Genomic DNA, 24,963 nt, shown 5'->3' with positions numbered 1-24,963 from the left:
GGCGAAAACCTAGGTGGTAAAGATGCTGCTCTCCGTCCTGCAGGCGAATGCTTCCGTCATGGACGTCGACGCCAACCTCAAAACGATCGACGACGCCGCCCGGCGCGCAGCCCAGGCCGGCGCCGGCCTGCTGCTCACTCCCGAGCTGTTCCCTGTTGGATACGCGCCGTTGCGCCTCCACGCTGAGCTGGACCCGGCAACCCTTCCGGACATCCGGGAACGCCTGGCCGGGATCGCGCGGACGCATGGGATCGGGTTGGTCTACAGCCTTCCGGCGGTCAGTACGGAACTGCCGGCGCACGACGACGGCGCGCAGCCGGCTGCCGCTGCAAACCGCTGGCACATCACGGCTACTTTGCTGGACGACTCCGGTGCCGAGGTCCTCAATTACGCAAAAGTGCACCTCTTCGGTCCGGAGGAGCACAAGGCATTCGTCGCCGCCCAAGAACCTCCCGCCGTCGTGGATTTCAACGGAATCCGGACGTCCATGCTGATCTGCTACGACGTCGAATTCCCGGAGGCCGTGCGGGCAGCAGCAACCCGCGGCGCTGAACTGCTGCTCGTTCCCACGGCCCTGTCGGCCGGGTTCGACAACGTGCCGCAGGTCTTGATCCGTGCCCGCGCTTTGGAAAGCCAGCTGAATGTGGCCTATGCCAACCACGCGGGGCACGAGGATGTGTACAACTTCCTGGGCGGCAGCGTGGTTGCCGGGCCGGATGGATCGTTGCTTGCCGCGGCGGGGGATTCCCCAACGTTGCTGTTCGCGGAGGTCGGCACGGACACGGTGAAAGCGGCGCGGGAGGAAGTCCCGTACTTGCGCGAACGCCGGCCGGAACTCTACGGGAAATGGGACCAGCGCAGCTAGGCGACCATCCCGTCTGCCCCTGCCTGCATCAACTCCTCCACATACTGGAGCGCGAACCACAGCTCGGCCCGCACCTGTGCCTGGTTGAGGTCCATGTCCAGCAGTTCGCCCAGGACCCCGATCTGCCGGCGGACACTGTTCCGGTGGAGCCCAAGGAGTTTGGCCGAACCGTCCCAGCTGCCGTTTTCGCTAAGCCAACCGCGCAGGACGGCCAGCAACGGATCGCGCCGGTCCGCCTCCAGCGACAACACCGGTCCAAGGAGCCGTCCGGCAAGCATGGTTCCGGCTTCGCGTCCCAGAAGCCCGGCAACTGACCACGTCACTTCGTCCACGCGCGCGCTCTTGCCGGTGGTCAACACCCGGCTCCGCAGTGACGTGGCCCGTTGGTAGGCAGCGGTCAGGCCCGTCAGCTCGGTGGGTTCGCCTATCACCAGGCGCCATCCCAGTTTCTCGATGTCGGCCAGCAAAGCGTCGTCCACCTTCAGCCGGGTTATCGCCGCGAATCCGTACTCGGTGATCTCCACCAGTTTGGTGTCGAACAGCCTCCGCCATTGCAGCAGCTCACGAACCGGGCCGTCGTCGGCTGCGCCTTCCACCCTGATGCCCTGAACCACGCGCATCTGCCCGGACCTGGTGGAGGACAAGCTCTGGGCCAGCAGGTCCTTGAGCCCATTGAGCTGTTTGGTTGAGCCGGAAGCCAGCGAATCCGGATGGAGCAGCACCGCTGTTGCCAGTTGGCTGGGAGCCAGCGAGCCGCTGGTTCTCTGCCGCACCAGCAGTTCCAACAGCCCCACGGCCGACTGCACCACGTTGTTCTGGGCAGGCGTCAACGGAGTATCCGAGCCAAGGATAAGCGCGCCAAGGTTTGCATCCTTGGTACTGCGGAGCGGATGTCCAACCACCAAGGACGAGCCCGCCTCCTCGAAGCCGTCCATCTCCACGCGCGGACCGCTGCCGGACAGCAGCCGCTCCAGCATCGGCGCCAACAAGGAATGCTCGACGCCGGTGCTGCCGCCGGCACTGTGCCCGCGCGCCCGGACCCGCCCGTCCGCACCCACCAGGATGGCCCACACAGGGACCCGCTGAACCAGTGCTGCCAGGAGCTCGTGTTCAGGCCTGGGGGAGAGGACCGCGCGCATGAGTTGACGGTTGGTCTCTGCCAGTTGCCGAAAGACCCTCGCGTTGTCGGTCTCCAGGAGCTGGGAGAACTCCAACCCGATCGCCGCGAACGGAACCGACTCGGGAACCTCGAACAGCGTGAGATTGTGCTGGCGGCACGCATCCAGCAGGACGTCCGGGACGGCGTCGAAGTAGGGCCTGATGCCAAAACCCAGCGCAGCAACCTTCGCCTCCACCAACCGCCGCACATAGGCGTCCACCTTTGCCGCCGAGCCACCCTTCCCCAGGAAGGGCAGCCCGGCGGTCAACAGGAACTCACCCTCTGGCAAGTACGGGGTGGGATCTTCGAGCTCACTGGGTTCCACCCACCGCAGCAGCGACGAGCCGCTGCCGCCGTCGTGAAGCATTCTCAACTCCGGCGGCAGCTGCTCAACAAACTGTTCGAGCGTGACGAAACTCAGGCGGGAGGTGGCGGGCTCAGGCGACATTGCCCTGCCCGGCGTCGGCCGGCTCCTGGTAGTCCGGGCACTGGTAGGCGGCGTTCTGGTCGGCACCGATTGCGTAGGCACGCGGAAGGCGCGGGGCGATCCTGTTGATGATTTCGTCGCCGTGGCTGCCGATCGCGGCGCCCCAATCGTCGGCGCTCGCCGCCCCGCTGGCCGGGTCGCCGAACAATACTGCCGTGTCCCCGACGTTGATCCCTGAGGCATCAGGACCCAGGTCCACCATGAACTGGTCCATGCACACCTTGCCGATCACAGGGACACTGCGGCCGGCAATGTTCACCACTGACCTCCCGCTGATGCCCTTGGGGATGCCGTCCGCGTAGCCGAGTGGAATGAGTCCGAGGTAGCGCGGTTCGTAGGTGATGGCTTGGTGTTCGTAGCTGACGCCGGTGCCTGCCGGAACTTTTTTGACCATGACCAGCGGTGCCGTCACACTCAGTGCCGGCCGCAGTCCAAAGTCAGCCGGGTTCAGGTGGTCCGCAGGTGCCAGGCCGTAGATGGCCAGTCCTGCCCGAACCATGTCGAAGTGGAATTCGGGCCGGTCAAGGATATTGGCGGAGCTGGAAACATGGCGGAGTTCGGGATTCAGGCCGGCTTCCCGGGCCTCCCGCACAGCGTCCTCAAACTCGGCCACGGCGGTGGCGTTGCCCGGGTGGGCAGGAACGTCGGCCCAGGCCAAGTGGGTCCAGAGCCCCCGGACGCGGAGCGTGCCGTCCAGTTCGGCCAGGCGTGCCTGCCTCACAAGTTCTGCCCAGTCTTCCTTCCGTGCTCCTCCGCGGCTCAGGCCGCTGTCCAGTTCAAGATGCACGACGGCGGGCCGGCCCACCCGCTGTGCGATGCCTGCCAGAACCTCAAGTTGGCTGACGCTTCCGAGGGAAACATCGATGTCGTTTTCCAGTGCCTCAAGGATGGCCGAACTCGTCTGGGATGCCAGATACAGCCACGAAAGGATGGGGGTGCTGATGCCGGCTTTGCGAAGGGCGATGGCCTCGCTGAGCTGGGCAGTTCCGAGCCAGTCGGCCCCCGCGGCTACAGCGGTGCGGGCTACGTCGATGAGTCCATGGCCATAGGCGTTGCCTTTGACGACGGCCATGAAATGCGGCGCTGCGGTGCGTGCCTTCAAGGCTTTGATGTTGTCTGAAATCGCGGACAGGTCCACGGTGACCTGTCCCGAGAGGGCCGCTGAAGCGGCTCCTTGATAGTGTGCATTACGTCTCATGGTTGAACACTATAGGTCATTTTGCACCATGGTGAGAGGTGGCTCACATGCCAGTCTTGTGGAGGGGAAATCGAAACTACTTTGAAGGGACGTCAAGGGTGACCGTGCCTGTGAACACCGAAAATACAACGGCGGTGAGCGCCACGAGGCCGAGCCTGGGAGCTCAGCTGCTGCGCCGCAAGCCGATTGGCCAGATGGTCAGCGAAGCAGGAAGCGGTGAGGGCGGTACGCCGCTGGTCCGCAGCTTCGGCGTCCTCCAACTGACCATGATCAGCGTCGGCGCCACGCTGGGCACCGGCATCCTGGTGATCCTCGGCGAATCCGTGCCTTTGGCGGGCCCCGCCATCTGGATCTCCTTTGTGATCGCAGGTTTGGCTGCGCTGCTCTCCGCCGTGTCCTACGCCGAAATGGCCGGCCTTGTTCCGGTGGCCGGCTCGTCCTACTCCTATTCCTACGCCACCATGGGCGAGGGCATGGCGTGGATCTGCGGCTGGTGCCTTGTGCTCGAATACGCCGTTTCCGTGGCAGCAGTCGCCGTCGGCGCGGGGCAGTATGTCAATGAAACCCTGGCCGCTTTCGGCCAGTTCCTTCCCGATGCCATCAGCCAGCCGCCAGGTGACGGTGGCTTGGTGAACGTCCCTGCCATGGTGATCGTGATCCTGGCCATGGTCCTGCTGGTCAGGGGTGCCCGGGAGAGCGCCTGGATCAACACGGCGATCGTCATGGTCAAGGTGGGCATCCTGATCTTCTTCTGCGCCGTGGCATTCACTGCCTTCAACGCAGGGAACTTCGAGCCGCTGCTGCCCATGGGCGCGGCCGGCGTGTCCGCAGCAGCGTCCAGTGTTTTCTTCTCCTACATCGGTTTTGACGCCGCCTCCACAGCCGGCGAGGAAGCCAGGAACCCCAAGCGCGATCTGCCTCGAGCCATCATGCTCTCCATGGTGATCGTGACCACTATCTATGTCCTGGTTGCCGTGGCAGCCATCGGTGCCCGCCCCTGGGACTGGTTCGACGGGACAGAAGCTGCCTTGGTCCAGATCCTGCATGAGCTCACCGGCCAGCCCTGGGTTGCCCTGGTCTTCTCCATCGGCGCTGTGCTGGCCATCGCCAGCATCGTGCTGACCGTGCTCTACGGCCAGACCCGCATCATGCTCTCCATGTCCCGGGACGGGATGATGCCAAAGGTCTTTGGACGCGTCTCCCGCCGCACCGGCACTCCGGTTGCCGGCACGCTGATCATCGGAACCGCCGTCGCCCTCACCGCCGGCCTGGTCCCGCTGGGTGCGTTGGCTGACGCCACCAGCATCGGCACACTCTTCGCCTTCGCACTGGTCAACGTTGCAGTCATCTACTTGCGACGCAACCGTCCTGACCTTGAACGGAGCTTCAAGGTCCCGTTGTACCCGATCACCCCCATTCTGGGCACGCTGATGTGTGCCTACCTGATGCTCAACCTGGGCGCCGACACCTGGATCACCTTCGGTGTTTGGATGCTGGTGGGCATCGCCATCTACTTCGGCTATGGACGCCGGAACTCCAAGGTAGCCGCGCTCAGCGAGCAGGACTATCGTGAACTGACCACCAGGGCCGTGAGCCCGGAATCTGTGAAAGCAGCAAAGTCATGACCATCGCCACAGAACTCCCCCTGATCGAGGAACCCGGAGTCCCTGACGCAACGGGTGCCCCCATCACCATGCTGAATCCGGACTTCCCGTTCAGCTATGACCACTACCTGGCACACCCCGACGGATTGGGCTCCGTTCCCGAGGAGCTCTACGGTACGGAAGTGGCCATCATCGGGGCCGGCCTGTCCGGGCTCGTCACCGCTTATGAACTGATGAAGCTTGGCCTCAAGCCCGTGATCTACGAGGCTGACCAGATCGGTGGACGCCTCCGGACTGCCAGCTTCCCCTCGGCTCCCGGCGTGGTGGCAGACCTTGGCGGCATGCGATTCCCCGTCTCCGGCAAGGCGTTCTACCACTACGTGGATCTGCTGGGCCTGGATACCAACGAGTTCCCCAACCCCATGGCCCCCGCCACGTCCTCAACGGTGATCGAACTCGCCGGTAAGAAGCACTACGCCACCACGGCGGACGAACTTCCGGAGTTCTTCCTCGAAGTGGCCGACGCCTGGAAGGCTGCAGTCAACGATGGCGCGGCCTTCGCCCAGATGCAGGAAGCCATCAAGGCCCGCGACACCAAGCGCATCAAGGAACTCTGGAACGCGCTCCTGCCGGAACTCGATGAGCAGACCTTCTACGGCTTTATCGCCGCCAGCAAGTCCTTCAAGGAAGCCGGCTTCGCGCACCGTGAAGCGTTCGGCCAAGTGGGCTTCGGCACGGGCGGTTGGGATACTGACTTCCCCAACTCCATCCTCGAAATCCTGCGGGTTGTCTACACGGACGCCGATGACCAGCACCGCTCCATTGCGGGAGGAGCGCAAAGGCTGCCCGAGGCACTGTGGCAGCACGCGCCGTCGAACCTTGCTTACTGGCCCGAAGGCACCTCGCTGTCATCGCTCCACAGCGGTTCGCCGCGGGGCGCCGTGGACAACATCCGCCGCGCGGAGAACGGAGACCTCCTGGTCCGCGAAAACTGGGGACGCGAAGCCACCTACCAGGCCGTGGTGACCACCTGCCAGTCCTGGCTGCTGTCCACCCGTATCCACACCGAGGAAGCGCTGTTCCCGGCAGAATTGTGGACCGCGATCGAGCGCTCGCACTACATGCAGTCGTCCAAGACGTTCGTGATGGTGGACCGGCCGTTCTGGAAGGACATTGACCCGGAGACCGGGCGCGAGGTCCTGTCCATGACGCTCACCGACCGCCTCAACCGGGCCACGTACTTGCTCGACGACGGCCCGGACAAGCCCGCCGTGATGCTCCTGTCCTACACATGGAACGACGACGCCTTGAAATGGCTGGCGCTGACTGCCGAGGAGCGGGTGAAGCTCATGCTGCACTCCTTGGAACAGATCTATCCTGGAGTGGACATCGCGAGCCACATCATCGGGCAGCCGATCACCGTTTCCTGGGAGGCCGACCCCAACTTCATGGGTGCCTTCAAGGCAAACCTGCCTGGTCACTACCGCTACCAGCAGCGCCTGTTCACGCACTTCAAGCAGGACCAGCTGCCGGAGTACCAGCGCGGGATCTTCCTCGCCGGCGATGACGTGTCCTTCACCGCCGGCTGGGCCGAGGGCGCCGTGACCACAGGCCTCAACGCCGTGTGGGGCGTGGTGAACCACCTGGGCGGTTCTTCCGTTGCTTCAAACCCTGGACCGGGCGACCTCCTGGACGAGCTCGGCCCGATTTCCCTGGACTAGTTCTATACGTTGCGAGGCCCGCTCTGCACCCTAAACTCCCAAGTTAGGATGCAGAGCGGGCCTCGCATTACGCGTTAAGAGGCGTGCATGTCCCGGTGCGCCGCCGCGAGTTCCTTGTAGTGCGCGGCGTTGTGCTTCACGCCCTCGAACTCTTCATCGGTGAGTTCCCGGCGGACCTTGGCAGGTACGCCGGCCACCAAGGAGCGTGGGGGAATGACCGTGCCCTCCAACACCACGGCGCCGGCGGCAATGAGCGAGCCCGTGCCGATCACTGCGCCGTTGAGGATGGTTGCGCTCATGCCGATCAGGCAGTCGTCCTCCACCGTGCAGCCGTGGACTACGGCGCTGTGCCCCACGGAGACGCGCTCGCCGACCGTGCAGGGGAAGCCGGGGTCGGCGTGGAGGACCACGTTGTCCTGGAGGTTGGAGCCTGCGCCGACGCTGATCGCAGCTGTGTCCGCGCGGACGGAGACGCCGTAGAAGGCGCTGGAGTCCTGCGCCAAGGTGGCCTTGCCGATGATGGAGGCGGTGGGTGCCACGAAGGCGGATTCATGGATGGCCGGGGTGTCCCCGGCAAAAGTGTAAGAGGGAGCCATGGTGCCCAGCTTATTTCCCAACTGGGTAACAGCAAACGTCGCTATGGGCCGTCAGTGGGACGTTTGCTGTCACCTGGTTGGGGCCGGGGTACGGAGGACCAGGAATTGGTAGTGCTGTACCCAGTTGCCCGCGCCCGGCCCGGACTCCGCGCCCACACCCTCAGGCCACGTCCGGAAATGCTCAACCGAGCCATGCCCGCCGAAAATCCTGAGCACGGTGTCATCGCTACGGCGACTGAAGAAACGCCGCGGTTCCTCCAGGTCTTCCGGGTTCAGGACCTCATCATCCGCACCTGACCAGAGCCCGACGGCGATTGGCGCACCTGGTGCGGTGACCCGCACAAGTTCGCTGACGACGTCGTGAATTCCGCTGTTGGGAACGTGGAGCAGGGTGCTCATGGTCCATGAGGCTGAGAAGACAGCATCCGGAAACGGCAGGCCGCGGCCGCTGGCAACGGTAGCTTCCAATCCGGCCGAGCGTGCCAGATGGACGCTCTCAGAGGACAGGTCCACCCCGGTGTAGTGCAATCCGGCGCGGACAAACTCCAGGCCCTCAATGCCCGTGCCGCACCCCAATTCGAACAACGAGTGACGGTGCTCGGATTTCAGGAGCCGGATGAACCATTCTCTGCACTCGACACGGTGTGGCGTGAGCGCGCGGGTGTTCCGGACAGGCGCCTGACGGTCGTAGTAGACCGCCAAATCAGCCTCGTGCTCGGCGTGAGGAATGCCCCGCATACCCTCAGCATAGGAGCAGCGCTAGTTGAACACCACGGTGCGGGTGCCATCGAGGAGTACCCGGTGTTCAGCGTGCCACTGGACAGCCTGGGCCAGCGTGCGGCCTTCGACGTCGCGGCCCATCTGGACGAACTGGGCAGCGGTTCGCGCGTGGTCAACGCGGATGACTTCCTGCTCGATGATCGGGCCCTCGTCGAGGTCTGCCGTCACGTAGTGGGCGGTGGCGCCGATGATCTTCACACCGCGGGCGTGGGCCTGGTGGTACGGCTTGGCGCCCTTGAAGGAGGGGAGGAACGAGTGGTGGATGTTGATGGCCTTGCCGTTCAACTCCGTGCACAGATCGTTGGAGAGGACCTGCATGTAGCGTGCCAGGACGGTCAGTTCCACGTCGTGTTCGGCGATCAGCTTCAGCAGTTGTGCCTCGGCCTGCGACTTGGTGTCCGGCGTCACGGGGATGTGGTGGAACGGGATGCCGTAGAACTCCGCCAACGACTCCAGGTCACGGTGGTTGGACACAATGGCGGGAACCTCGATAGGCAAGGTGCCGGTGCGCTGCTGGAACAAGAGGTCGTTGAGGCAGTGCGCATCCTTGGAACACAGGATGATGGTGCGCACCTTTTCACCAACCGGGTTGATCTTCCAGGTCATGCCGAAGGATTCGGCCACGGGCCGGAGCGCTGCGGTCAGCTCCTCCTGGGAGGACGACGTCGTGGCCTCCACCCGCATGAAAAAGTTCCCTGTGCTGGGGCTTCCGTACTGCTGGGAGTCGGCGATATTGCAGCCGGACCCCAGGAGGGCTCCGGCTACCGCGTGGACAATGCCAGGGCGGTCGGGGCAGGAGAGTGTAATAACGAAAGCGGTGGAGTCAGTCACACGATCAAGCCTACCTGTGCCACGTTGTTGTACTGTTAACGGGTCGCAACTGGCGTTGGGTGGACTACCACCAGGGAGCGGCAATCATGAAGACCACGGATCGTACGCCTGGGCCGAGGGTCATGTCTTACCGCTGCACGCACGTGACCGCTCCCTGCCGCATCAAACGGCCGTAACCAAGGGGACGCGGGAATGCTGCTGCCGGTAGCCTGACCTGTAGCACCACCCGTTGCCTAGCCAGGAGATCTCCGTGACTACCTCAACCACTTCCGCGTCTGTCAGCAACCAGTCGCTCGCTGATCTCGATCCTGAGATCGCAGCTGTCCTCAACCAGGAACTTGGCCGCCAGCGCGGCACCCTGGAAATGATCGCCTCCGAAAACTTCGCCCCCCGCGCCGTCATGGAAGCCCAGGGCTCCGTCCTGACCAACAAGTACGCCGAGGGCTACCCGGGCCGCCGCTACTACGGTGGTTGTGAATACGTCGACGTCGCTGAGCAGCTCGCCATCGACCGCGTCAAGGAACTGTTCGGCGCCGAGTACGCCAACGTCCAGCCGCACTCCGGTGCACAGGCAAACGCTGCTGCGCTCTCCGCCATGATCACCCCGGGCGACAAGATCCTTGGCCTGTCCCTGGCACACGGTGGGCACCTGACCCACGGCATGAAGCTGAACTTCTCCGGCAAGCTCTACAACGTAGCCGCTTACCAGGTTGAAGAAGAGAACTTCCGCATCGACATGGACAAGCTGCGCGAGCAGGCCATTGCCGAGAAGCCGCAGGTCATCATCGCCGGCTGGTCCGCTTACCCGCGCCACCTCGACTTCGCTGCCTTCCGCTCGATCGCCGATGAAGTTGGCGCACTCCTCTGGACTGACATGGCGCACTTCGCGGGCCTGGTTGCAGCAGGACTGCACCCCAGCCCGGTGCCGTACTCCGACGTCGTCACCTCCACGGTCCACAAGACCCTGGCCGGCCCCCGTTCCGGTGTGATCCTGGGCAAGCAGGAGTGGGCCAAGAAGCTGAACTCCAGCGTCTTCCCGGGCCAGCAGGGCGGTCCGCTCATGCATGTGATCGCCGCGAAGGCCGTTGCCTTCAAGATCGCTGGCGGCGAGGAGTTCAAGGAACGCCAGGAGCGCGTGCTCGAGGGTGCCAAGATCATCGCCGACCGCCTGAACCAGTCCGACGTCGCCGAAGCCGGCGTCTCGGTCCTCACCGGCGGCACCGACGTTCACCTGGTGCTGGTTGACCTCCGCAACTCCCAGCTGGACGGCCAGCAGGCCGAGGACCTCCTGCATTCGGTGGGCATCACCGTGAACCGCAACTCTGTTCCGTTCGACCCCCGCCCGCCGATGGTCACCTCCGGCCTCCGCATTGGTACCCCTGCCCTGGCTACCCGCGGATTCGGTGCTGCCGAGTTCACCGAGGTTGCCGAGATCATCGCCGCCGCGCTGAAGGCCGGTTCGGCTACGGACGTGGAAGCCCTCCAGGCACGCGTTGACAAGCTGGCCGCTGACTTCCCGCTGTACCCGCAGCACGAGCAGTGGTAATCCGCATTTTCCGCGGATAGACAAGCACCACCCGGGCTCTGACCCGGAGCCAACGGGATCCGCCGCCATACCTACGGCGGCGGGTCCCGTTGGCATGAGCCTCCTACGAGACTTCTCCACACAGGTCACCCACCAGAAAGAGCAGATGGAATGACACAGTCCACCGCACAGATCCTTGACGGCAAGGCCACCGCCGCAGCCATCAAGGCAGAACTGACCACTCGCGTTTCCGTCCTCGCCGCCAAGGGAATCGTCCCGGGCCTGGGCACCATCCTGGTGGGCTCGGACCCCGGCAGCACCTGGTACGTCGGCGGCAAGCACAAGGACTGCGCAGAGGTTGGCATCCAGTCCATCCGCCGCGACCTCCCCGAAGACATCAGCCAGGAAGACCTCCTGGAGGTTGTCCGCGAGCTCAACAACAACCCTGAGTGCACCGGCTATATCGTCCAGCTTCCCTTGCCCAAGCACATCGACCAGGACGTCATCCTCGAAGCCATGGATCCTGACAAAGATGCCGACGGCCTGCACCCCATGAACCTTGGCCGCCTGGTGGCCAACGTCAACGGCGAGATGAAGTCCCCGCTGCCCTGCACGCCCAAGGGCTGTGTGGAGTTGCTCCGCCGCCACAACATTGAGCTCAAGGGCAAGCGTGTCCTGGTGGTTGGCCGCGGCGTCACCATCGGCCGCCCCATCGGACTGCTGCTGACCCGCAAGGAAGTCAACGCCACGGTCATTCTTGCCCACACCGGAACGGTGGACCTGCCGGCGGAACTCAAGCAGGCCGACGTCGTGATCGCTGCTGCCGGTGTGCCGCACATGATCAAGGCCCAAGACCTCAAGCCGGGCGCCATAGTGCTCGACGTCGGCGTCAGCCGCGTGGACGACGGCAACGGCAAGGCTGTTGTCACCGGAGATGTGGACCCGGCAGCTGCCGACGTCGCCGCCTGGCTGTCCCCGAACCCGGGCGGCGTGGGTCCGATGACCCGGGCCATGCTGCTCGCGAACGTCGTGGAAAGTGCTGAGCGTCAGGCAGGCATCGCCTAGGTTCCCCCGAACTCATCCGGAGCCCGTTTCGGGGCCAAGCTGCAGGAGATGCCGTGCGCACGGCAGCTTTTGCAGGGAACCCCCGAAACGGCCCCGCATGCTCCGCAGCCCGCGTACTCCTCCGGGAGTAGGCGGGCTGCTCCTTTAACCCGACGACTCACCCGTGGAGCACAGCTAGGCTCTGTGTATGCAGCCCCGATTCCCTGAGTCCGGGCCACAGGAGTCCAGAGCCGCGGGGTCCTGGCCACAGGAGTCCAGGCCCGCGGGGTCCCCACGGCGTTCGGGGTCCGTGCCATTCCCGGGCCAGCGCCGATTCGCCGGCCCGCCCACGAGCTTTATCGTCATCACTGTGGCAGTGGTCCAAGTGGTGGGGACGTTGTTTTCCGCCAGCCGCCAGGAAGCGCCCCGGCCCCTGGACGCCCTGGCAATCCTCCTGCTCCTGGCTGGACCGGCAGGGTTGGCCTTCCGCAGGCGTGCCCCGCAGGTGATGCTCCCGGTCGCTCTCCTGGCAACAGGGACCTACCTGGCTTTGGGCTATGCGTGGGGACCGGTGGTGTTGTCCCTGGCGCTGGGGATCGTGCTGACGGCAGCGGCAGGCCTGCGCTGGCAAGCGTGGACGGGGGCCGGGATCGCTGCGGCCGCGGTGATCACTGCTGCCCTCCTCTCGGGGGACCCCAACTGGGCGGTGCGGGCCTCCGCAGGCGTGGCGTGGGCTGCGATCCTTGTGCTGATCGGGCAGGGTTTCCGGCGCCGGAGCGAACGCTTGGCCGAATTCCGCAGGCGCCGCGCGGAAGCACAAAAGGCCGAGCGCGACGAATACAGGCTCACCCTGGCCAGGGACATCCACGACGTCGTTGCCCATTCGCTCTCCATGATCAACGTTCAGGCATCGGTGGCGCTGCATGTTGGCGCCGACGATCCCGGGAAGCTCAGGCCGGCCCTGGAAGCCATCAAGGCCGCCAGCAAGGAGTCACTCACAGAGGTCCGGCAACTCCTGGGCGTGCTGCGGGAGGACGTCCCGCTGGCGCCGGCAGCCCGTCCCGGCCTGGCCAAAATCCCCGGTCTCGTGAAAAACGCCAGGTTCGGCGGCCTGCAGGTGACACTGGAGGACAACTCCGACCACGGCGCCATCACCCCGGCCGTGCAGGAAGCCGCCTACCGGATCATCCAGGAAGCACTCACCAACGTCGGGAGGCACTCAGGCGCCCAATCCGCCGTCGTGCGTATCCTTGAAGCCGCCGGGCTGCTGACCGTGACCATAGACGACGACGGCGGTGGCATGCGCGGCGCGGCCCCAGGCAACGGCCTGACGGGGATGCGGGAGAGGGCGTCGGCCTTGGGCGGTACGCTCACCCTCCATGAACTGGACCCGGGCCTTCGAGTCCACGCCGGCTTGCCGACTGAACCGGAAGGAAACACGCCGTGATCCGCATCCTTCTCGCCGATGACCAAACACTCATTCGGGCGGGCTTCCGCGCACTCCTGGACGCCGAGCCGGACATGGAAGTTGTGGCTGAGGCGGGGACGGGTCGCGAGGCTGTCCGCTTGGCTGCCCGCGACAAACCGGACGTCATCCTCATGGACATCCGCATGCCGGACCAGGACGGACTTGCCGCAGGCCGGGAAATCCTCAGCGACCCTGAGCTGGCCGGTACCCGCATCATCATCCTCACCACTTTCGAACTCGATGAGTACATAGCCGAGGCCGTCCGGTCCGGCGCGGCAGGGTTCCTGGTGAAGGACACCGAGCCGGCCGAGCTCATCCGGGCTGTCCGGGTAGTCCACGACGGAGACGCACTGCTCTCGCCCTCGGTGACGCGGCGCATCATGGCCCAGCTTGCCTCGCAAAGCCGGGCTGCGGCGAAGGTCATCCCGCTGGAACAGGTGACCGAACGTGAGCGCGAAGTCCTGGCGTTGGTGGGAGAGGGCCTGAACAACGCCGAGATCGCCCAGCGGCTCTTCATCACACCACTGACCGCCAAGACCCACGTTTCGCGCATCATGACCAAGCTGATGGTCCGCGACCGCTCGCAATTGGTAGTCCTCGCCTACGAGTCGGGTTTGGTGAAGCCCGGCTGGAGCAGCTGATCCCTTCACAGGCGACTCCACCGGGAGTAGCGGGGCCTCCCAAGGTGACTCCCGACGGCGGACGCCACGCCGCCCGCCGATCGGCAGACTCGAACCAGAGCCGAAAGACGGTTCGCGCCGGCACCGGCGGAGAGAGTTTGGATCATCGACATGTTCACCGCATTGACTTCCATCATCGGGGCGACCACAACATCGGGGAGCACACTGGCACAGGTACCGGCCGCCGTCGCAATGCACGGGCCGTGGGGAGACGGCGTAGCGTGGCCGTTCTTCCTGTTGTTCCCGTTGTTCTGGATTCTTGTGATCGGCCTGTTCATTTTCCTCGCCCGGAGGACGTGGCGGAGGAACCATCACTGGGCCGCAACGCAAGGGGCAGAGGGCGTACTCCGTGAGCGGTATGCCCGAGGAGAAATTGACGAAACCGAGTTCAGGCAGCGGTTGGAGGTCCTGCGCTCGCAGCCAGCCGGCTGACCGGAACTCCACGGAATCGAGAGGGCTCATGCAGGAATATCTGCAAGAGCCCTTTCACATATCGGTGGGCGCTACTAGTCTGCTGAGGGTGCACAATGAAGCAACCCGCTCTCCGACGCAGTCATCAAAACAGTCATCAAAACCGTCATCAAAACAGTCATCGAAACCGTCAGAGTCCCCGCAAGCCAGCGTCGGCATGAACCGCCCCTTCGTCATCAGCGCCCGGAACCTCACCAAGTCCTATGGTGAGCTCACTGCCGTGGACAACATCTCCTTCGACGTGCCGGCGGGGGAGTCCTTCGGGCTGCTTGGCCCCAATGGCGCCGGCAAGTCCACCACCATGAAAATGATCGGTGGCGTGTCCCAGCGAACGTCCGGCTCGTTGACCATCATGGGCCTGGACCCCGAATCGAACGGCCCTGAGGTCAGGGCACACCTTGGCGTGGTTCCGCAGCAGGACAACCTCGACGAAGAGTTGAAAGTCCGCGAGAACCTGATCGTCTACGGGCGCTACTTCGGCCTGCCCCTGAGCTATTTGAAGCCAAAGGCCGATGAACTGCTGGAATTCGCGCAGCTGACGGATAAAGCCAATTCCAAGGTCGATGCCCTCTCAGGCGGCATGAAGCGCAGGCTCACGATTGCCCGGTCCCTCATCAACGAGCCCCGGATCCTGCTCCTGGATGAGCCCACCACCGGCCTTGATCCGCAGGCGCGCCACATCCTCTGGGACAGGCTGTTCCGGCTGAAGGAAAGCGGCGTCACGCTGATCCTCACCACGCACTACATGGATGAAGCCGAGCAGTTGTGCGACCGGTTGATCGTAGTGGACAAGGGCCGGATCATGGCCGAGGGGTCCCCGGCGACCCTCATCCGCGAGCATTCTTCGCGTGAAGTACTTGAACTCAGGTTTGGATCCGAGCGGAACGCGACCATCGGCGTCGAGCTCCAAGGCATTGGCGAGCGTTTGGAGACACTGCCTGACCGCGTGCTGATCTACGCCCACGACGGCGAGGCCGCGCTGGAGCAGGTCTCTGCCCGTGGGCTGCATCCGATGACCTCGCTGGTGCGCCGCTCATCGCTGGAGGACGTGTTCCTGCGGCTGACCGGCAGGAGCCTCGTTGACTGACTCACCAAACAAACCATTTACGACGGCGGCGCAACCGTTGCGGGCCCACTCACCTGAGGTGTCGGCGGCCAGGGCGCGGCGATGGGGTTCCTTCTTCTACGCGGAGCAGGTGCTCCGCGTCATGCGCAACTACGGGTGGTCCGTGATCCTGTACAGCGTGGGCCAACCGGTGGCGTACCTCTTTGCCATGGGCGTGGGACTGGCCAGCTTGGTGGACGCCAACAGCGAGGCAGCGTTCGGAGGTGTCAGCTATCTGGAGTTTGTGGCTCCGGCATTGTTGGTCTCCGCGGCGGTGATGACGGCATCGGGGGAGTTCTCCTACCCCATCATGGACGGTTTCAAGTGGCGCCGCGTGTTCTACGGCCCGCACGCCTCGCCGTTGATTCCCGAGCAAATCGCCAGCGGCCACATCATGGCCAGCACCCTGAGGTTCCTCCTGCAGTCCGTGGTCTACTTCGTGGTGGTGGCGTTGTTCGGAGCTTCGCCGAGCCCTTGGGGTTGGGTGTCTGCCGTTGTGGCAACAGTTGCGGCGCTGTCCTTTGGTTTGCCGCTGATGGCCTATGCTGCCAGCATCAAGCAAGACAAAGGGCAATTCGCGTTGGTGCAGCGTTTCATCGTCATGCCTTTGTTCCTCTTCTCCGGGACGTTCTTCCCGCTGGATTCCCTTCCCATCGCGGTGCGTTGGATCGGCTGGATCTCACCGGTATGGCATGGAACGGAGCTGGGCCGGGTCTTCACCCACGGGATGGACCAGAATCCCTTGCTGACCATCACCCATGTGGTGTTCCTGCTGGCGACAACCACCGTCGGCTGGATCATGGTGCGCCGCCAATTCGTGAAAAGGATGGGCTCATGAGTGTCCTCACAGGCGGGCACAGCGCCACGGACCTTGCCCGTGAGCGAAAGTTCGGTTCGCTGTACTCCCGCAACGCCAAGGCAGTGGTAGGCCGGGGGCTCATGGCAGCCAAGTCCAGCACCTGGCTGGTGATGGTGTCCGGATTCTTCGAGCCGGTGCTGTTCCTGCTGGCCATGGGCGTGGGCATGGGCTCGATCGTGGGCACCGTGCAAGGCCCTGGTGGTGAGGAAATCAGTTACGCCGCCTACATTGCCCCGGCACTCCTGGCGGTCTCGGCCATGAATGGCGCCATCTACGACTCCACTTGGAACGTCTTCTTCAAGATGAACTTTGCCAAGCTCTACCAAGGGATGCTCTACACGTCCCTGGGGCCCTTGGATGTGGCGATCGGCGAGATCTTCCTGGCCCTCCTGCGCGGATTGCTCTACGCCACGGGATTCACCGCCGTGATGGGTGTCATGGGGCTGCTCACCAGTTGGTGGGCCATCCTGGTCATTCCTGCCTCGGTGCTGATCGCCTTTGGCTTCGCGAGCTTCGGCATGGGCATCACCAGCTTCATGAAGACGTTCCAACAAATGGACTGGATCAACTTCTTCCTCCTGCCCATGTTCCTGTTCAGTGCCACGTTCTACCCGCTCAGCGTCTACCCGCAGGTGATTCAGTGGTTCATCCAGGCCATGCCCCTCTGGCACGGGGTGGAGTTGCTGCGGCAGATCAGCGTGGGCTCCTTCAGCCCTGCCACGGCCATCCATGTGGGTTACTACGTGGTGATGATCGCGCTGGGGATCATGCTGACCACCGGAAGGCTGCGCCAGCTGTTCCTTAAGTGATGGAGTTTTTGTACAGTTAATGCCCCGAAAGAGGCGTCTTGGGGGCATTAGCTGTACAAAAACCCGGGGCTTGGGGGCTGGTGTTCGCCGTCCGTGGAAGCTGGCGCAGGCACCTTTGAGCGTTTGAGAGAATGGATCCATGCAATCTCTCGGTGACCCGCACCCGTCCACGTCTCCCGCCGGCAAAGGCATGTTCAAAGGCTTCCGCATTGGCGGCCTGGGGATGACCGTTGTCATCATCGCGTTCCTGGTAGCCGTGATCTTCGCGGCCAACCAGAACGATGTTGTGGGTTGGGTCGTCGCAGTAGTGGCCTTCGGTTGGCTTGCCCTGGCCACCTTCGTGGTGCTCAGCATCCGCAGGGCCGCGCAGCGTGCCGGCGCAAAGCTGACCGAAGCGCAAAATGCGTTCAACGCCGCAGCCGGCCGCGCGCCGTCGTCGTCCACCGCCGACAACGGGGGTACCCGTGTCGTCGCCGAACGCAGCAAGACCGACGAGGTTCGGGACCTCAAGCTGGACCACTCGTTCAAGATCGTCCAGGTCCAAGTCCGCGTAGTGGACGAGGAACGGGCCAAGGGCGGTGCAGCCAATCAGGACACCATCAACCGCGCGCTGGAAACCATTGCCATTACAGCTACCAATGCGCGCGACATGATCAAGTCCTCCGGCGGCTCCGACGAGCCCGTAGCCGGCACCATCATCGACTAGAGTGGACCGGGTGAGTACGGCATTGAAGAAGGACTTCCTTCGCATCGCGTCAGTTAACGTCAACGGCCTCAGGGCTGCCTACAAGAACGGCATGGCGGAATGGCTGGAGCCGCGCGATGTTGACATTCTCTGCCTGCAGGAAGTCCGCGCGCCTGATGACATCGTCAGGAAGCTGATCGGCGAAGGCTGGCACATCCTCCACACCGAAGCTGAGGCCAAGGGCCGGGCCGGTGTGGCGATTGCTTCCCGCGAAGAGCCCACCGCCACGCGCATTGGGATCGGCGATTCCTATTTCGACACCTCAGGCCGCTGGGTTGAAGCTGACTACGCCGTCAAGAACTCCGCCGGGGAACCCGCCACGCTGACCGTCGTCAGCGCCTACGTGCACTCCGGAGAAGTCGGAACCCCCAAGCAGGATGATAAATTCCGCTTCCTCGACGCCATGACGGTCCGCTTGCCGGAACTCGCCAAGCACAGCGACCACGCCCTGGTGGTGGGTGACCTCAACGTCGGACACACCGAACTGGATATCAAGAACTGGAAGGGCAACGTCAAGCGTGCCGGCTTCCTTCCGGAGGAGCGCGCCTACTTTGACCGCTTCCTCGGCGAAGAAATCGGTTGGAGGGATGTCCACAGGGGCCTGGCAGGAAACGTCGCCGGCCCCTACACCTGGTGGTCCCAGCGCGGTAAGGCCTTTGACACTGACACAGGCTGGCGCATCGACTACCACCTGGCCACACCGGGCCTCGCAGCGGCCGCTTTCTCGGCTGTCGTGGACCGGGCGCCGTCGTGGGACACCCGCTTCTCCGACCATGCACCGCTGGTAGTCGACTACCGGCTCTAAGCTTCCTAAGGTATTCCTCAATGACTAGTTCCATCACCACTGAAACCGGCACTGTGGCCGCGCCGCAGACCAGCACGTCCACCAAACTCGCCGTCGGCGCCAAGCACCGGGTTCTCTCCGGAATGCAGCCCTCCGCCGATTCCCTGCACCTGGGCAACTACCTCGGCGCCTTGGTCAACTGGGTTCGGATGCAGGACGAGTATGACGCCGTGTACTTCATCCCGGACCTGCACGCCATCACAGTCCCGCAGGATCCGGCAGAACTTGCGCGGCGCACCCGTGTGACAGCTGCCCAGTACATCGCCGGCGGTGTGGACGTGGACAAGTGCACGTTGTTCGTCCAGTCCCAGGTCCCCGAGCACGCCCAGCTCGCCTGGGTCCTGAACTGCATCACCGGCATGGGCGAAGCGGCCCGCATGACCCAGTTCAAGGACAAGGCGCAGAAGCAGGGTTCGGACCACGCAAGCGTTGGCCTGTTCACCTACCCCATCCTTCAGGCCGCCGATATTCTCCTGTACCAGCCGCACGGTGTGCCGGTGGGTGAAGACCAGCGCCAGCACGTGGAACTCAGCCGGGACCTCGCCAACCGGTTCAACAGCCGGTTCGGAGAGACGTTCCAGGTGCCCGAGGCCTTCATCCAGAAGGAATCGGCCAAGATTTACGATCTCCAGAACCCCACCGCCAAGATGTCAAAGTCCGCGGAATCGCCCGCCGGCTTGATCAACCTCCTGGATGATCCCAAGACGGTGGCCAAGCGGATCAAGTCGGCTGTCACGGACACCGAAACCGAGATCCGCTACGACCGCGAGAACAAGCCCGGTGTTTCGAACCTGCTGACCATCTACTCGGCCATCAGTGGAACTCCCGTGGAGAAGATCGTGGCCGACTACCAGGGCAAGATGTACGGGCACCTCAAGGTTGACTTGGCCGAACTCGTCTCCGGCCATCTGGCACCCATCCGGGAACGGGCCAACGAGCTCCTGGCAGATCCTGCGGAACTGGACCGTCTCCTGGCTCTCGGCGCAGACAAGGCACGTGAAATCGCCTCAGCAACCCTGGCCGATGTCTATTCCAAGGTCGGTTTCCTGCCCTACCGCGGAGATGCCCACCGCGACCTGGGAGTCCGCTAACTCCATGTGCTCTGCTGGCCGGCTCAACGTCAAGACCGACACCCGCAAGGGTGTCGGTCCGGACGACTCTCGCCAGAGCGGTGCCACCGGCGCCGACTGCGGTGACGGCAGCACCATGTGTGTTGGCGTCATCCTTGGTTTTCCACCTGAGATCGCCCGCGAACTGCAGGAATGGCGTGCCTCGTTCGGCGACCCCATGGCCGAGGTCATTCCCGCCCACATCACCCTGATCACCACGACGCCCACCCAGGACTGGGCGGCCACCCGGGAACATGTCCGCGAAGTAGCCCGGACCCAGGAGCCTTTCCACATCACCATCTCGGGCACGGGTTCCTTCCGCCCGGTCTCACCTGTGGTGTTCGTCAACGTCGAAGAAGGCTTTGAGGAGTGCGTGCAGTTGCACGAGAAACTTCAATCCGGGCCCCTCGAACGGTTGCTGCCTTTCCCGTACCATCCGCACGTCACTGTGGCGCATGATGTTGCCCAGGAAAACCTGGATGAGGCCGAAACGGTGCTCAGAGATTACCGGGCCACCTTCCCTGTGGTTAGCATGGGACTTTACGAGCACGACACCAATGGAATATGGCAGCTACGGGAAGAGCTCGACTTTGGCGGCGATACTGACGAAGAACAGCAAGCGGATTCACGCCACACAGGCGGACGTTCCTCCGCTGCCAACTGAGCTGGCCAAGCTCAAACTTGAGCTGCTTCGCAAGAGGCAGGATTGGGGTCACGCCAAGCGCGCAGGTGAAGGCCTGCCGAAGAAGGCGGGTGCTTTCTTCGCCCTCTTCATGGCCAGGTTGAACACCATTCGGGCCATGCGTGCCTTCCAGCACTACACGCGCCAGCATGGGCCTCTGTTGAGTGCAGGCATCGGGTTCAACATGTTCTTCTCCGTGACGGGCCTGCTGACCACGGGCTTCGCGATCGCAGGGATTGTCCTGGGCGGCAACCCAGTGCTGGAAGACGCTGTCATCGGCAGTGTGGCTTCCGCAGCGCCTGGGCTCCTGCAGGTCAATGGCGGCGAAGGCCTGGTGGATCCGCAAACGCTCCTGAACCCCTCCGGACTCGGCTGGACAGCACTGATTGCCGCAGCCGTCACCATCTTCACCTCCCTGGGCTGGATTGCCAGCGTCAGGGAGGGGCTCCGTGGGGTAATGAACGCTGATCCGCTCATGCGCAACGGCCTCCTCCAGAAACTCATCGATGCCGGCACCCTGGTGTTGCTGGGCGTCATCCTGATCATCAGTGCAGGTGCGTCCCTGATTTTTGGAACAGCTGCCGACTGGTTCATCGCCCTGCTGAAGCTCGATGAGGCAGTGGCCGCGCCCATCGCCTCCACGGTCAAGATCGTGGTTCCCCTCCTCCTGAACTGCGCGACGGCGGCAGTACTGTTCAGGATCGCAGGCAGCCTGAAATTGGGGCGCCGCGCGTTCCTGGAGGGGGTTGTGCTCGCAGGCGTGGGGACCACTGTCCTGCAGTTCTTCAGCACCGAGCTCCTGGCCCGCTCCGGCAACAACCCGGTGCTGGCTTCCTTTGCCATCATCATCGGCCTGCTGATCTGGTTCAACCTGGTGAGCCAGGTGTATCTGGTGTCGGCGTCGTGGTCGGCCATTCGCGAGGCCGATACTGAATCGGGGGAGGCTCCGCGCAAAAAGGTCCTGGGGTCCCGCAGAGTCATTCCCCGCACCTGAGACCACCTACCCCGGGAGACGCCATGAACAATCAACTGTGGATCGGCTGCCTTCTGGGCGCTGCCGTCGGTTTGATCGTTGGCCAGCTGATCTTCAATTCACCGTTCCTGGGCATCCTCATCGGGGTTGGGTTGGGGGCCCTCGTGGGCGCAGCAGTGGGCCCCCGCCGCAGCTAGGGAGCCTGCACCAGCCCCTCCCAGGCAACGGTCCAGTCCGCGGGGAACCCCGGTGCTTGCCGTTCCGGTCCGTTGTCCCAGCCGGCCGCCATGAGGGCCACAGCGGCCAGGAGTCCGCCGTTACCGGGAAGGTACAGCGGCAATGAGTCCGTCTGCCGGTTGTGGCCGTTGGCCAGGACGGTGTTCTTCCCGGCGTCCAGGAGCAGCGCATCAACGGCGGCTTCCGGATCCTCAAGCCGCGCGGCAGTCATGGCCATCACCGGATAGTCCCAACCCCACGTGCTGCCCCAGTCCCAGTCGGCCAAGACATCGGACAGTGTGGCCCGCATGAGTGCCGGATCAATGAGGTCGGTCTGCGGAAGGACCCCGAGGGCGCACAGCATGGAGGGGTGGTCGGTGCGAATGGTGAAGGGCTCGACGTCGATCGCGGCATACACGCCGTCCACCACCCGTGGTGGGACCATGCCATCTGCTACCTCGGACCATGCCGCAACAGGTTCCAGCCCCAGCCTTTCCCGCCACTCTGACGCCGTCCGCAGGCCCCACTGCCAATACGCCAGTTCGAAGGTGGGATTGGTGACCTTGGACCGGATTGAGCCGTAGCTTTCCTGGGCCGGAATCAGGGGAGGCCCCAGTTCGAAGCCGCGCGGGCTGGGGTGGGCAAAGCCTGCCATGAAGGCGGCTGACTCGAAAACGATCTCCGCGAACTCCTCCAGCACCTCCGTGCCCGGGTTGGCCCGGTACACCAGCTCGGCGAGGTGGATGGGGTGCGGCTGCTGCCAGATCAAAAATGTCCCGATCGGGCTGGGGCTCTCGCGCCCATCCGGACCTACCTGCTTGGGCCAGCGGACGCCGTCGAAACCTTGCGCTTTGGCTGTCTGCCGCGAGGTCTCCAGCACGGTGGAGTACCACCGCAAGGACGGGAGCAGAAGTTCCACCCGGTTCCAGTGCGCAAAGTGCGCCGCATGCCACCAGTGCATTTCCAGATGGAAACGGCCACGCCACGAGTTGCACACCAGCCCTGTTTCCTGCGGCGGCAAAGACCCCGAACAGTTGATCGCGGTGAGGTACTGGGACAGCACAATCCGGCGTTCCAGCTCCTTGGCGCGCGGATCGTCGGTGGCATCGAGCTCGATCGCTCCGCCCGAGGACCAGAACGCCGCCCAGTGGGCGGCTGAGGCTTCGATGACGGTACCGGCGGGAGAAAGTTCGACGCCGTTGCCCACCTTTGCGGAGCCGGCCGGCTGCCCGGCGTGGCCGGCGGGCCTGTTGTTGCCTCGCGGGATGCAGTCGCCGTCCCCGGCGGACCGGAACTCAACACAGAAGTCCAGCACTGGTACGGCCAACGCCCCGGACGTTGCCAGGGCGATAACCACGTGGTGCTGCCCGGCTTGTTCCACCGCCAGGTCCTGTCCGGTAATGATGGCCCGATAACGGGAATCATCCAGTTCCCTGTGTGCAGTCCACACTGCAGCACCATGATGTTCGTCCAGGGGGGACGGTCCAGTGAGCGTGGTTGTGTGCGCCTCAGGCCGGGTCCAGTCCGCAGCGTCATGCCATGCCTCGGAGCCGTACGGGAAGCCAATACCCACCACCAAGCCCGCCGCAAGGGCAGTGGACTCGATGCGAAAGCCGAGCTCATCCCGGTCCGGGTGGCACGCCGTCGTGACTTTAACGGGGTGACCGGCAAGTGTGAACCGGCTGATGACCGAGCCCGTCCAGAGGTCCAGCGTTTGTTCCGTCTGAACAATGTCTGCCGGCTCGAGGGGACGTTCACCTCGATGGTCCCTCCACCGGAATCCGATGCGTCCCAGGTCCAGCCGGTGGGCATTGGCCCGGAGCCAGGTTTCGGCCAGGGAGGTGTCCGTTTCGCGATCGTTCACAATCTCACCCACCATGTCCACGTAGGGGACAGGGCCGCGGGGTGAATCGTAGAGGACGGTCGAGCCGGCGAGGTCGTAAGGGTGGGGCGGGGGTACAGAGTGCCAACCCCATTGGGCCTGGGTCCCCAGGAGTGTTCCTGGCGGCAGTTCATCGCGTGCCCCCACTGGATAGTGCTCGGGCAATGATTGGAGCCCGGTGAGGTCTATGGTGAAGGCGAACTCGCCGTTGCCCACGGAGACGGGACTGCGTGGATCCAGTTGGTCCTGGCGGACGTTGTGCCGCCGGACCAGTGCCTTGCGATCGATGGGAGGGGATGGAGGGGTCATGTCAGCCTTTCGGGAGGGTCGGTGCCGGCAAGTGTGACGGTGTGTTCGAGTTCCTTGAGCGGGAAGAACGCAGCCCGTTCAAAGGGCGTCTTGTTGGGCTGGTGGAGCGTCAGGAACAGGCTGCCATCCAGGTATCGGCCGATCATTCCGTGGCCCCCATCAGTGCTCCAGAGCGGTTCTGCTTCCTGGACCCATGGCCCCTGCACTGTTCCGGATTCGCTGCGGGCAATGCCCATGGCATAACCGTCATCGCCAAAGCTGGACCAAAGCATGATGAGGTTGCCGCTGCTGAGCCTGAAGAGGAACGGACCGTCGGTGACGAAAACAGGGAATTCCCGGTCACGGACGGAGGGAACATCGAGGGCGCGCGCCCATGGCGCCTCCGAGGCACTGAAGAGGAAAACAGGAACGCCCACGGCATTCCGGAGGTCGGCGCTGAGTCGCTGGGCCATCATGGCGCCATCGTGCACCTGCTTCCATTCGTGGCAGAAAATGATCCACGGTGTTCCTTCTGCATCCAAGTGAAGGGTGCCATCCAGGCATTGCCAGTTTGCGGGAGTGACAGGGCCCTCGCTCCACGGTTCATAGGGTCCCTCAGGTTTATCAGCGGCAAGAATCTGGGTTCCACGGAGGCGGCCGGGGCCGATGAATGTCGCGAACATGTAGTAGCGCCGTTGGTATTCGTGGACCTCCGGAGCCCAGTACTGCTCCTGGCTCCAGAAGCCTGGTGGGGGCCTGAAGGCTTCGAAGGGGCCGTCCCACGTGGTCAGGTCGCTGCTCCTGTAGCAGTCGAATCCGGTGGCTTGGCCGGACCAGATGTTCTTATCCGTGCTGCCGAAGAGCAGGTAGTTTCCGGTGGCCGGTTGGGTCAGCACAAAGGGGTCCCGGAGTTGGATCCGGTCCAGGGGCAGGGGCGGCACGGCATTCTCCTTGACTGGCCTAAATAGTTCATATCCCAAACTATTGACGAATATACACGGTCTTGATACGTTTCAGGAACC

24 protein-coding genes are annotated in these 24,963 nt (G+C 63.9%); 17 read left to right on the top strand and 7 right to left on the bottom strand.

The features are described 5' to 3' along the window. Positions 1-22: 22 nt before the first annotated feature. Positions 23-865: a carbon-nitrogen hydrolase family protein gene (locus tag BLQ01_RS07490; protein ID WP_091550856.1), complete on the top strand. Its 843-nt coding sequence runs from the start codon at positions 23-25 to the stop codon at positions 863-865. On the opposite strand, the gene BLQ01_RS07485 is transcribed toward BLQ01_RS07490, so the two are convergent. Beyond that, the gene (locus BLQ01_RS07485) at positions 862-2,472 is read right to left on the bottom strand and encodes a PucR family transcriptional regulator (protein ID WP_091550854.1); all 1,611 of its coding nucleotides are present in this window, start codon (positions 2,470-2,472) and stop codon (positions 862-864) included. The genes BLQ01_RS07490 and BLQ01_RS07485 overlap by 4 nt on opposite strands. Then, entirely contained in the window at positions 2,462-3,709 is a 1,248-nt protein-coding gene (gene alr / locus BLQ01_RS07480) for an alanine racemase (protein ID WP_254779277.1), read from the bottom strand. The genes BLQ01_RS07485 and alr overlap by 11 nt, the downstream gene beginning before the upstream one ends. A gap of 194 nt (positions 3,710-3,903) precedes the next feature. On the opposite strand from alr, the gene BLQ01_RS07475 reads away from it, so the two are divergent. Beyond that, the gene (locus tag BLQ01_RS07475) at positions 3,904-5,334 is read left to right on the top strand and encodes an amino acid permease (RefSeq protein ID WP_245232910.1); all 1,431 of its coding nucleotides are present in this window, start codon (positions 3,904-3,906) and stop codon (positions 5,332-5,334) included. Continuing rightward, positions 5,331-7,034, top strand: a complete 1,704-nt coding sequence (locus tag BLQ01_RS07470) for a flavin monoamine oxidase family protein (RefSeq protein ID WP_175493366.1) — start codon at positions 5,331-5,333, stop codon at positions 7,032-7,034. Before BLQ01_RS07475 ends, BLQ01_RS07470 begins: the two co-directional genes overlap by 4 nt. A 74-nt stretch (positions 7,035-7,108) precedes the next feature. Here the strand turns inward: BLQ01_RS07470 and BLQ01_RS07465 are convergent, their stop codons facing one another. The 3 genes from BLQ01_RS07465 to purU all read right to left on the bottom strand — a co-directional run bounded on the left by BLQ01_RS07465 (position 7,109) and on the right by purU (position 9,241). Next, the gene (locus BLQ01_RS07465; RefSeq protein WP_026542880.1) at positions 7,109-7,630 is read right to left on the bottom strand and encodes a gamma carbonic anhydrase family protein; all 522 of its coding nucleotides are present in this window, start codon (positions 7,628-7,630) and stop codon (positions 7,109-7,111) included. A 69-nt stretch (positions 7,631-7,699) separates the two neighbouring features. Further along, complete coding sequence (locus BLQ01_RS07460) at positions 7,700-8,368, bottom strand: class I SAM-dependent methyltransferase (protein ID WP_091550851.1); 669 nt, start codon at positions 8,366-8,368, stop codon at positions 7,700-7,702. A gap of 21 nt (positions 8,369-8,389) precedes the next feature. Beyond that, a complete protein-coding gene (gene purU / locus BLQ01_RS07455; protein WP_091550849.1) occupies positions 8,390-9,241 on the bottom strand; it encodes a formyltetrahydrofolate deformylase in 852 nt (283 codons plus the stop codon). 250 nt (positions 9,242-9,491) lie between these two features. Between purU and glyA the strand changes: the two genes are divergently transcribed. The 14 genes from glyA (at position 9,492) to BLQ01_RS22305 (ending at position 21,752) form a co-directional block, all read left to right on the top strand. Next, on the top strand, positions 9,492-10,787 hold the full coding sequence (glyA, locus tag BLQ01_RS07450) for a serine hydroxymethyltransferase (RefSeq protein ID WP_026542877.1): 1,296 nt from the start codon (positions 9,492-9,494) through the stop codon (positions 10,785-10,787). A 150-nt stretch (positions 10,788-10,937) separates the two neighbouring features. Beyond that, positions 10,938-11,831 carry a bifunctional methylenetetrahydrofolate dehydrogenase/methenyltetrahydrofolate cyclohydrolase gene (locus tag BLQ01_RS07445; protein ID WP_091550848.1) on the top strand — a complete coding sequence of 298 codons (894 nt, stop codon included), beginning with the start codon at positions 10,938-10,940 and terminating at the stop codon, positions 11,829-11,831. Between the two features lie 289 nt (positions 11,832-12,120). After that, positions 12,121-13,257, top strand: a complete 1,137-nt coding sequence (locus tag BLQ01_RS07440) for a sensor histidine kinase (RefSeq protein WP_217638354.1) — start codon at positions 12,121-12,123, stop codon at positions 13,255-13,257. Then, positions 13,254-13,919 (top strand): response regulator transcription factor, encoded by a 666-nt coding sequence (locus BLQ01_RS07435; RefSeq protein WP_091550844.1) that lies wholly within the window; start codon positions 13,254-13,256, stop codon positions 13,917-13,919. The genes BLQ01_RS07440 and BLQ01_RS07435 overlap by 4 nt, the downstream gene beginning before the upstream one ends. A gap of 150 nt (positions 13,920-14,069) precedes the next feature. Continuing rightward, positions 14,070-14,390, top strand: a complete 321-nt coding sequence (locus BLQ01_RS07430) for an SHOCT domain-containing protein (RefSeq protein ID WP_051421675.1) — start codon at positions 14,070-14,072, stop codon at positions 14,388-14,390. A gap of 196 nt (positions 14,391-14,586) precedes the next feature. Then, complete coding sequence (locus tag BLQ01_RS07425) at positions 14,587-15,516, top strand: ABC transporter ATP-binding protein (protein ID WP_026542873.1); 930 nt, start codon at positions 14,587-14,589, stop codon at positions 15,514-15,516. Between the two features lie 58 nt (positions 15,517-15,574). After that, the gene (locus BLQ01_RS07420; RefSeq protein ID WP_091550842.1) at positions 15,575-16,372 is read left to right on the top strand and encodes an ABC transporter permease; all 798 of its coding nucleotides are present in this window, start codon (positions 15,575-15,577) and stop codon (positions 16,370-16,372) included. Further along, complete coding sequence (locus BLQ01_RS07415) at positions 16,369-17,202, top strand: ABC transporter permease (protein WP_011773963.1); 834 nt, start codon at positions 16,369-16,371, stop codon at positions 17,200-17,202. The genes BLQ01_RS07420 and BLQ01_RS07415 overlap by 4 nt, the downstream gene beginning before the upstream one ends. A 139-nt stretch (positions 17,203-17,341) precedes the next feature. Further along, a complete protein-coding gene (locus BLQ01_RS07410) occupies positions 17,342-17,908 on the top strand; it encodes a hypothetical protein (RefSeq protein ID WP_026542870.1) in 567 nt (188 codons plus the stop codon). Between the two features lie 10 nt (positions 17,909-17,918). Continuing rightward, positions 17,919-18,752 (top strand): exodeoxyribonuclease III, encoded by an 834-nt coding sequence (locus BLQ01_RS07405; RefSeq protein WP_026542869.1) that lies wholly within the window; start codon positions 17,919-17,921, stop codon positions 18,750-18,752. A 20-nt stretch (positions 18,753-18,772) separates the two neighbouring features. Then, positions 18,773-19,882, top strand: coding sequence for a tryptophan--tRNA ligase (gene trpS, locus BLQ01_RS07400; RefSeq protein WP_026542868.1), 1,110 nt, complete (start codon positions 18,773-18,775; stop codon positions 19,880-19,882). A 4-nt stretch (positions 19,883-19,886) separates the two neighbouring features. Then, entirely contained in the window at positions 19,887-20,564 is a 678-nt protein-coding gene (locus tag BLQ01_RS07395) for a 2'-5' RNA ligase family protein (RefSeq protein ID WP_026542867.1), read from the top strand. Continuing rightward, positions 20,491-21,576 carry a YihY/virulence factor BrkB family protein gene (locus tag BLQ01_RS07390; RefSeq protein ID WP_026542866.1) on the top strand — a complete coding sequence of 362 codons (1,086 nt, stop codon included), beginning with the start codon at positions 20,491-20,493 and terminating at the stop codon, positions 21,574-21,576. Before BLQ01_RS07395 ends, BLQ01_RS07390 begins: the two co-directional genes overlap by 74 nt. A 23-nt stretch (positions 21,577-21,599) precedes the next feature. Next, complete coding sequence (locus BLQ01_RS22305; protein ID WP_172323851.1) at positions 21,600-21,752, top strand: glycine zipper domain-containing protein; 153 nt, start codon at positions 21,600-21,602, stop codon at positions 21,750-21,752. On the opposite strand, the gene BLQ01_RS07385 is transcribed toward BLQ01_RS22305, so the two are convergent. Both BLQ01_RS07385 and BLQ01_RS07380 read right to left on the bottom strand, forming a co-directional pair. Next, the gene (locus tag BLQ01_RS07385) at positions 21,749-23,962 is read right to left on the bottom strand and encodes a hypothetical protein (protein ID WP_091550840.1); all 2,214 of its coding nucleotides are present in this window, start codon (positions 23,960-23,962) and stop codon (positions 21,749-21,751) included. The two genes, BLQ01_RS22305 and BLQ01_RS07385, sit on opposite strands and share 4 nt — an antisense overlap. After that, positions 23,959-24,882 carry a glycoside hydrolase family 43 protein gene (locus BLQ01_RS07380; protein WP_091550839.1) on the bottom strand — a complete coding sequence of 308 codons (924 nt, stop codon included), beginning with the start codon at positions 24,880-24,882 and terminating at the stop codon, positions 23,959-23,961. The genes BLQ01_RS07385 and BLQ01_RS07380 overlap by 4 nt, the downstream gene beginning before the upstream one ends. Between the last annotated feature and the right edge of the window lie 81 nt (positions 24,883-24,963).

Origin of the sequence: Arthrobacter sp. UNCCL28 (genome assembly GCF_900102805.1) — a bacterium.
In the GTDB taxonomy this organism is placed as follows: domain Bacteria; phylum Actinomycetota; class Actinomycetes; order Actinomycetales; family Micrococcaceae; genus Arthrobacter; species Arthrobacter nicotinovorans_A.
Note: the sequence above shows the minus strand (reverse complement) of the source record. Positions and strands in the feature narration are given on the sequence as shown.

Excerpts from the sequence above, each read along its gene's own strand:
- BLQ01_RS07475 (WP_245232910.1), top strand. The coding sequence starts at position 3,904 with ATGGTCAGCGAAGCAGGAAGCGGTGAGGGCGGTACGCCGCTGGTCCGC.
- BLQ01_RS07425 (WP_026542873.1), top strand. The coding sequence starts at position 14,587 with ATGAACCGCCCCTTCGTCATCAGCGCCCGGAACCTCACCAAGTCCTAT.
- alr (WP_254779277.1), bottom strand. The coding sequence starts at position 3,709 with ATGAGACGTAATGCACACTATCAAGGAGCCGCTTCAGCGGCCCTCTCG.
- BLQ01_RS07470 (WP_175493366.1), top strand. The coding sequence starts at position 5,331 with ATGACCATCGCCACAGAACTCCCCCTGATCGAGGAACCCGGAGTCCCT.
- BLQ01_RS07460 (WP_091550851.1), bottom strand. The coding sequence starts at position 8,368 with ATGCGGGGCATTCCTCACGCCGAGCACGAGGCTGATTTGGCGGTCTAC.
- BLQ01_RS22305 (WP_172323851.1), top strand. The coding sequence starts at position 21,600 with ATGAACAATCAACTGTGGATCGGCTGCCTTCTGGGCGCTGCCGTCGGT.
- trpS (WP_026542868.1), top strand. The coding sequence starts at position 18,773 with ATGACTAGTTCCATCACCACTGAAACCGGCACTGTGGCCGCGCCGCAG.
- BLQ01_RS07395 (WP_026542867.1), top strand. The coding sequence starts at position 19,887 with ATGTGCTCTGCTGGCCGGCTCAACGTCAAGACCGACACCCGCAAGGGT.
- BLQ01_RS07430 (WP_051421675.1), top strand. The coding sequence starts at position 14,070 with ATGTTCACCGCATTGACTTCCATCATCGGGGCGACCACAACATCGGGG.
- BLQ01_RS07385 (WP_091550840.1), bottom strand. The coding sequence starts at position 23,962 with ATGACCCCTCCATCCCCTCCCATCGATCGCAAGGCACTGGTCCGGCGG.
- BLQ01_RS07485 (WP_091550854.1), bottom strand. The coding sequence starts at position 2,472 with ATGTCGCCTGAGCCCGCCACCTCCCGCCTGAGTTTCGTCACGCTCGAA.
- BLQ01_RS07445 (WP_091550848.1), top strand. The coding sequence starts at position 10,938 with ATGACACAGTCCACCGCACAGATCCTTGACGGCAAGGCCACCGCCGCA.
- BLQ01_RS07490 (WP_091550856.1), top strand. The coding sequence starts at position 23 with ATGCTGCTCTCCGTCCTGCAGGCGAATGCTTCCGTCATGGACGTCGAC.
- BLQ01_RS07410 (WP_026542870.1), top strand. The coding sequence starts at position 17,342 with ATGCAATCTCTCGGTGACCCGCACCCGTCCACGTCTCCCGCCGGCAAA.
- BLQ01_RS07415 (WP_011773963.1), top strand. The coding sequence starts at position 16,369 with ATGAGTGTCCTCACAGGCGGGCACAGCGCCACGGACCTTGCCCGTGAG.
- BLQ01_RS07465 (WP_026542880.1), bottom strand. The coding sequence starts at position 7,630 with ATGGCTCCCTCTTACACTTTTGCCGGGGACACCCCGGCCATCCATGAA.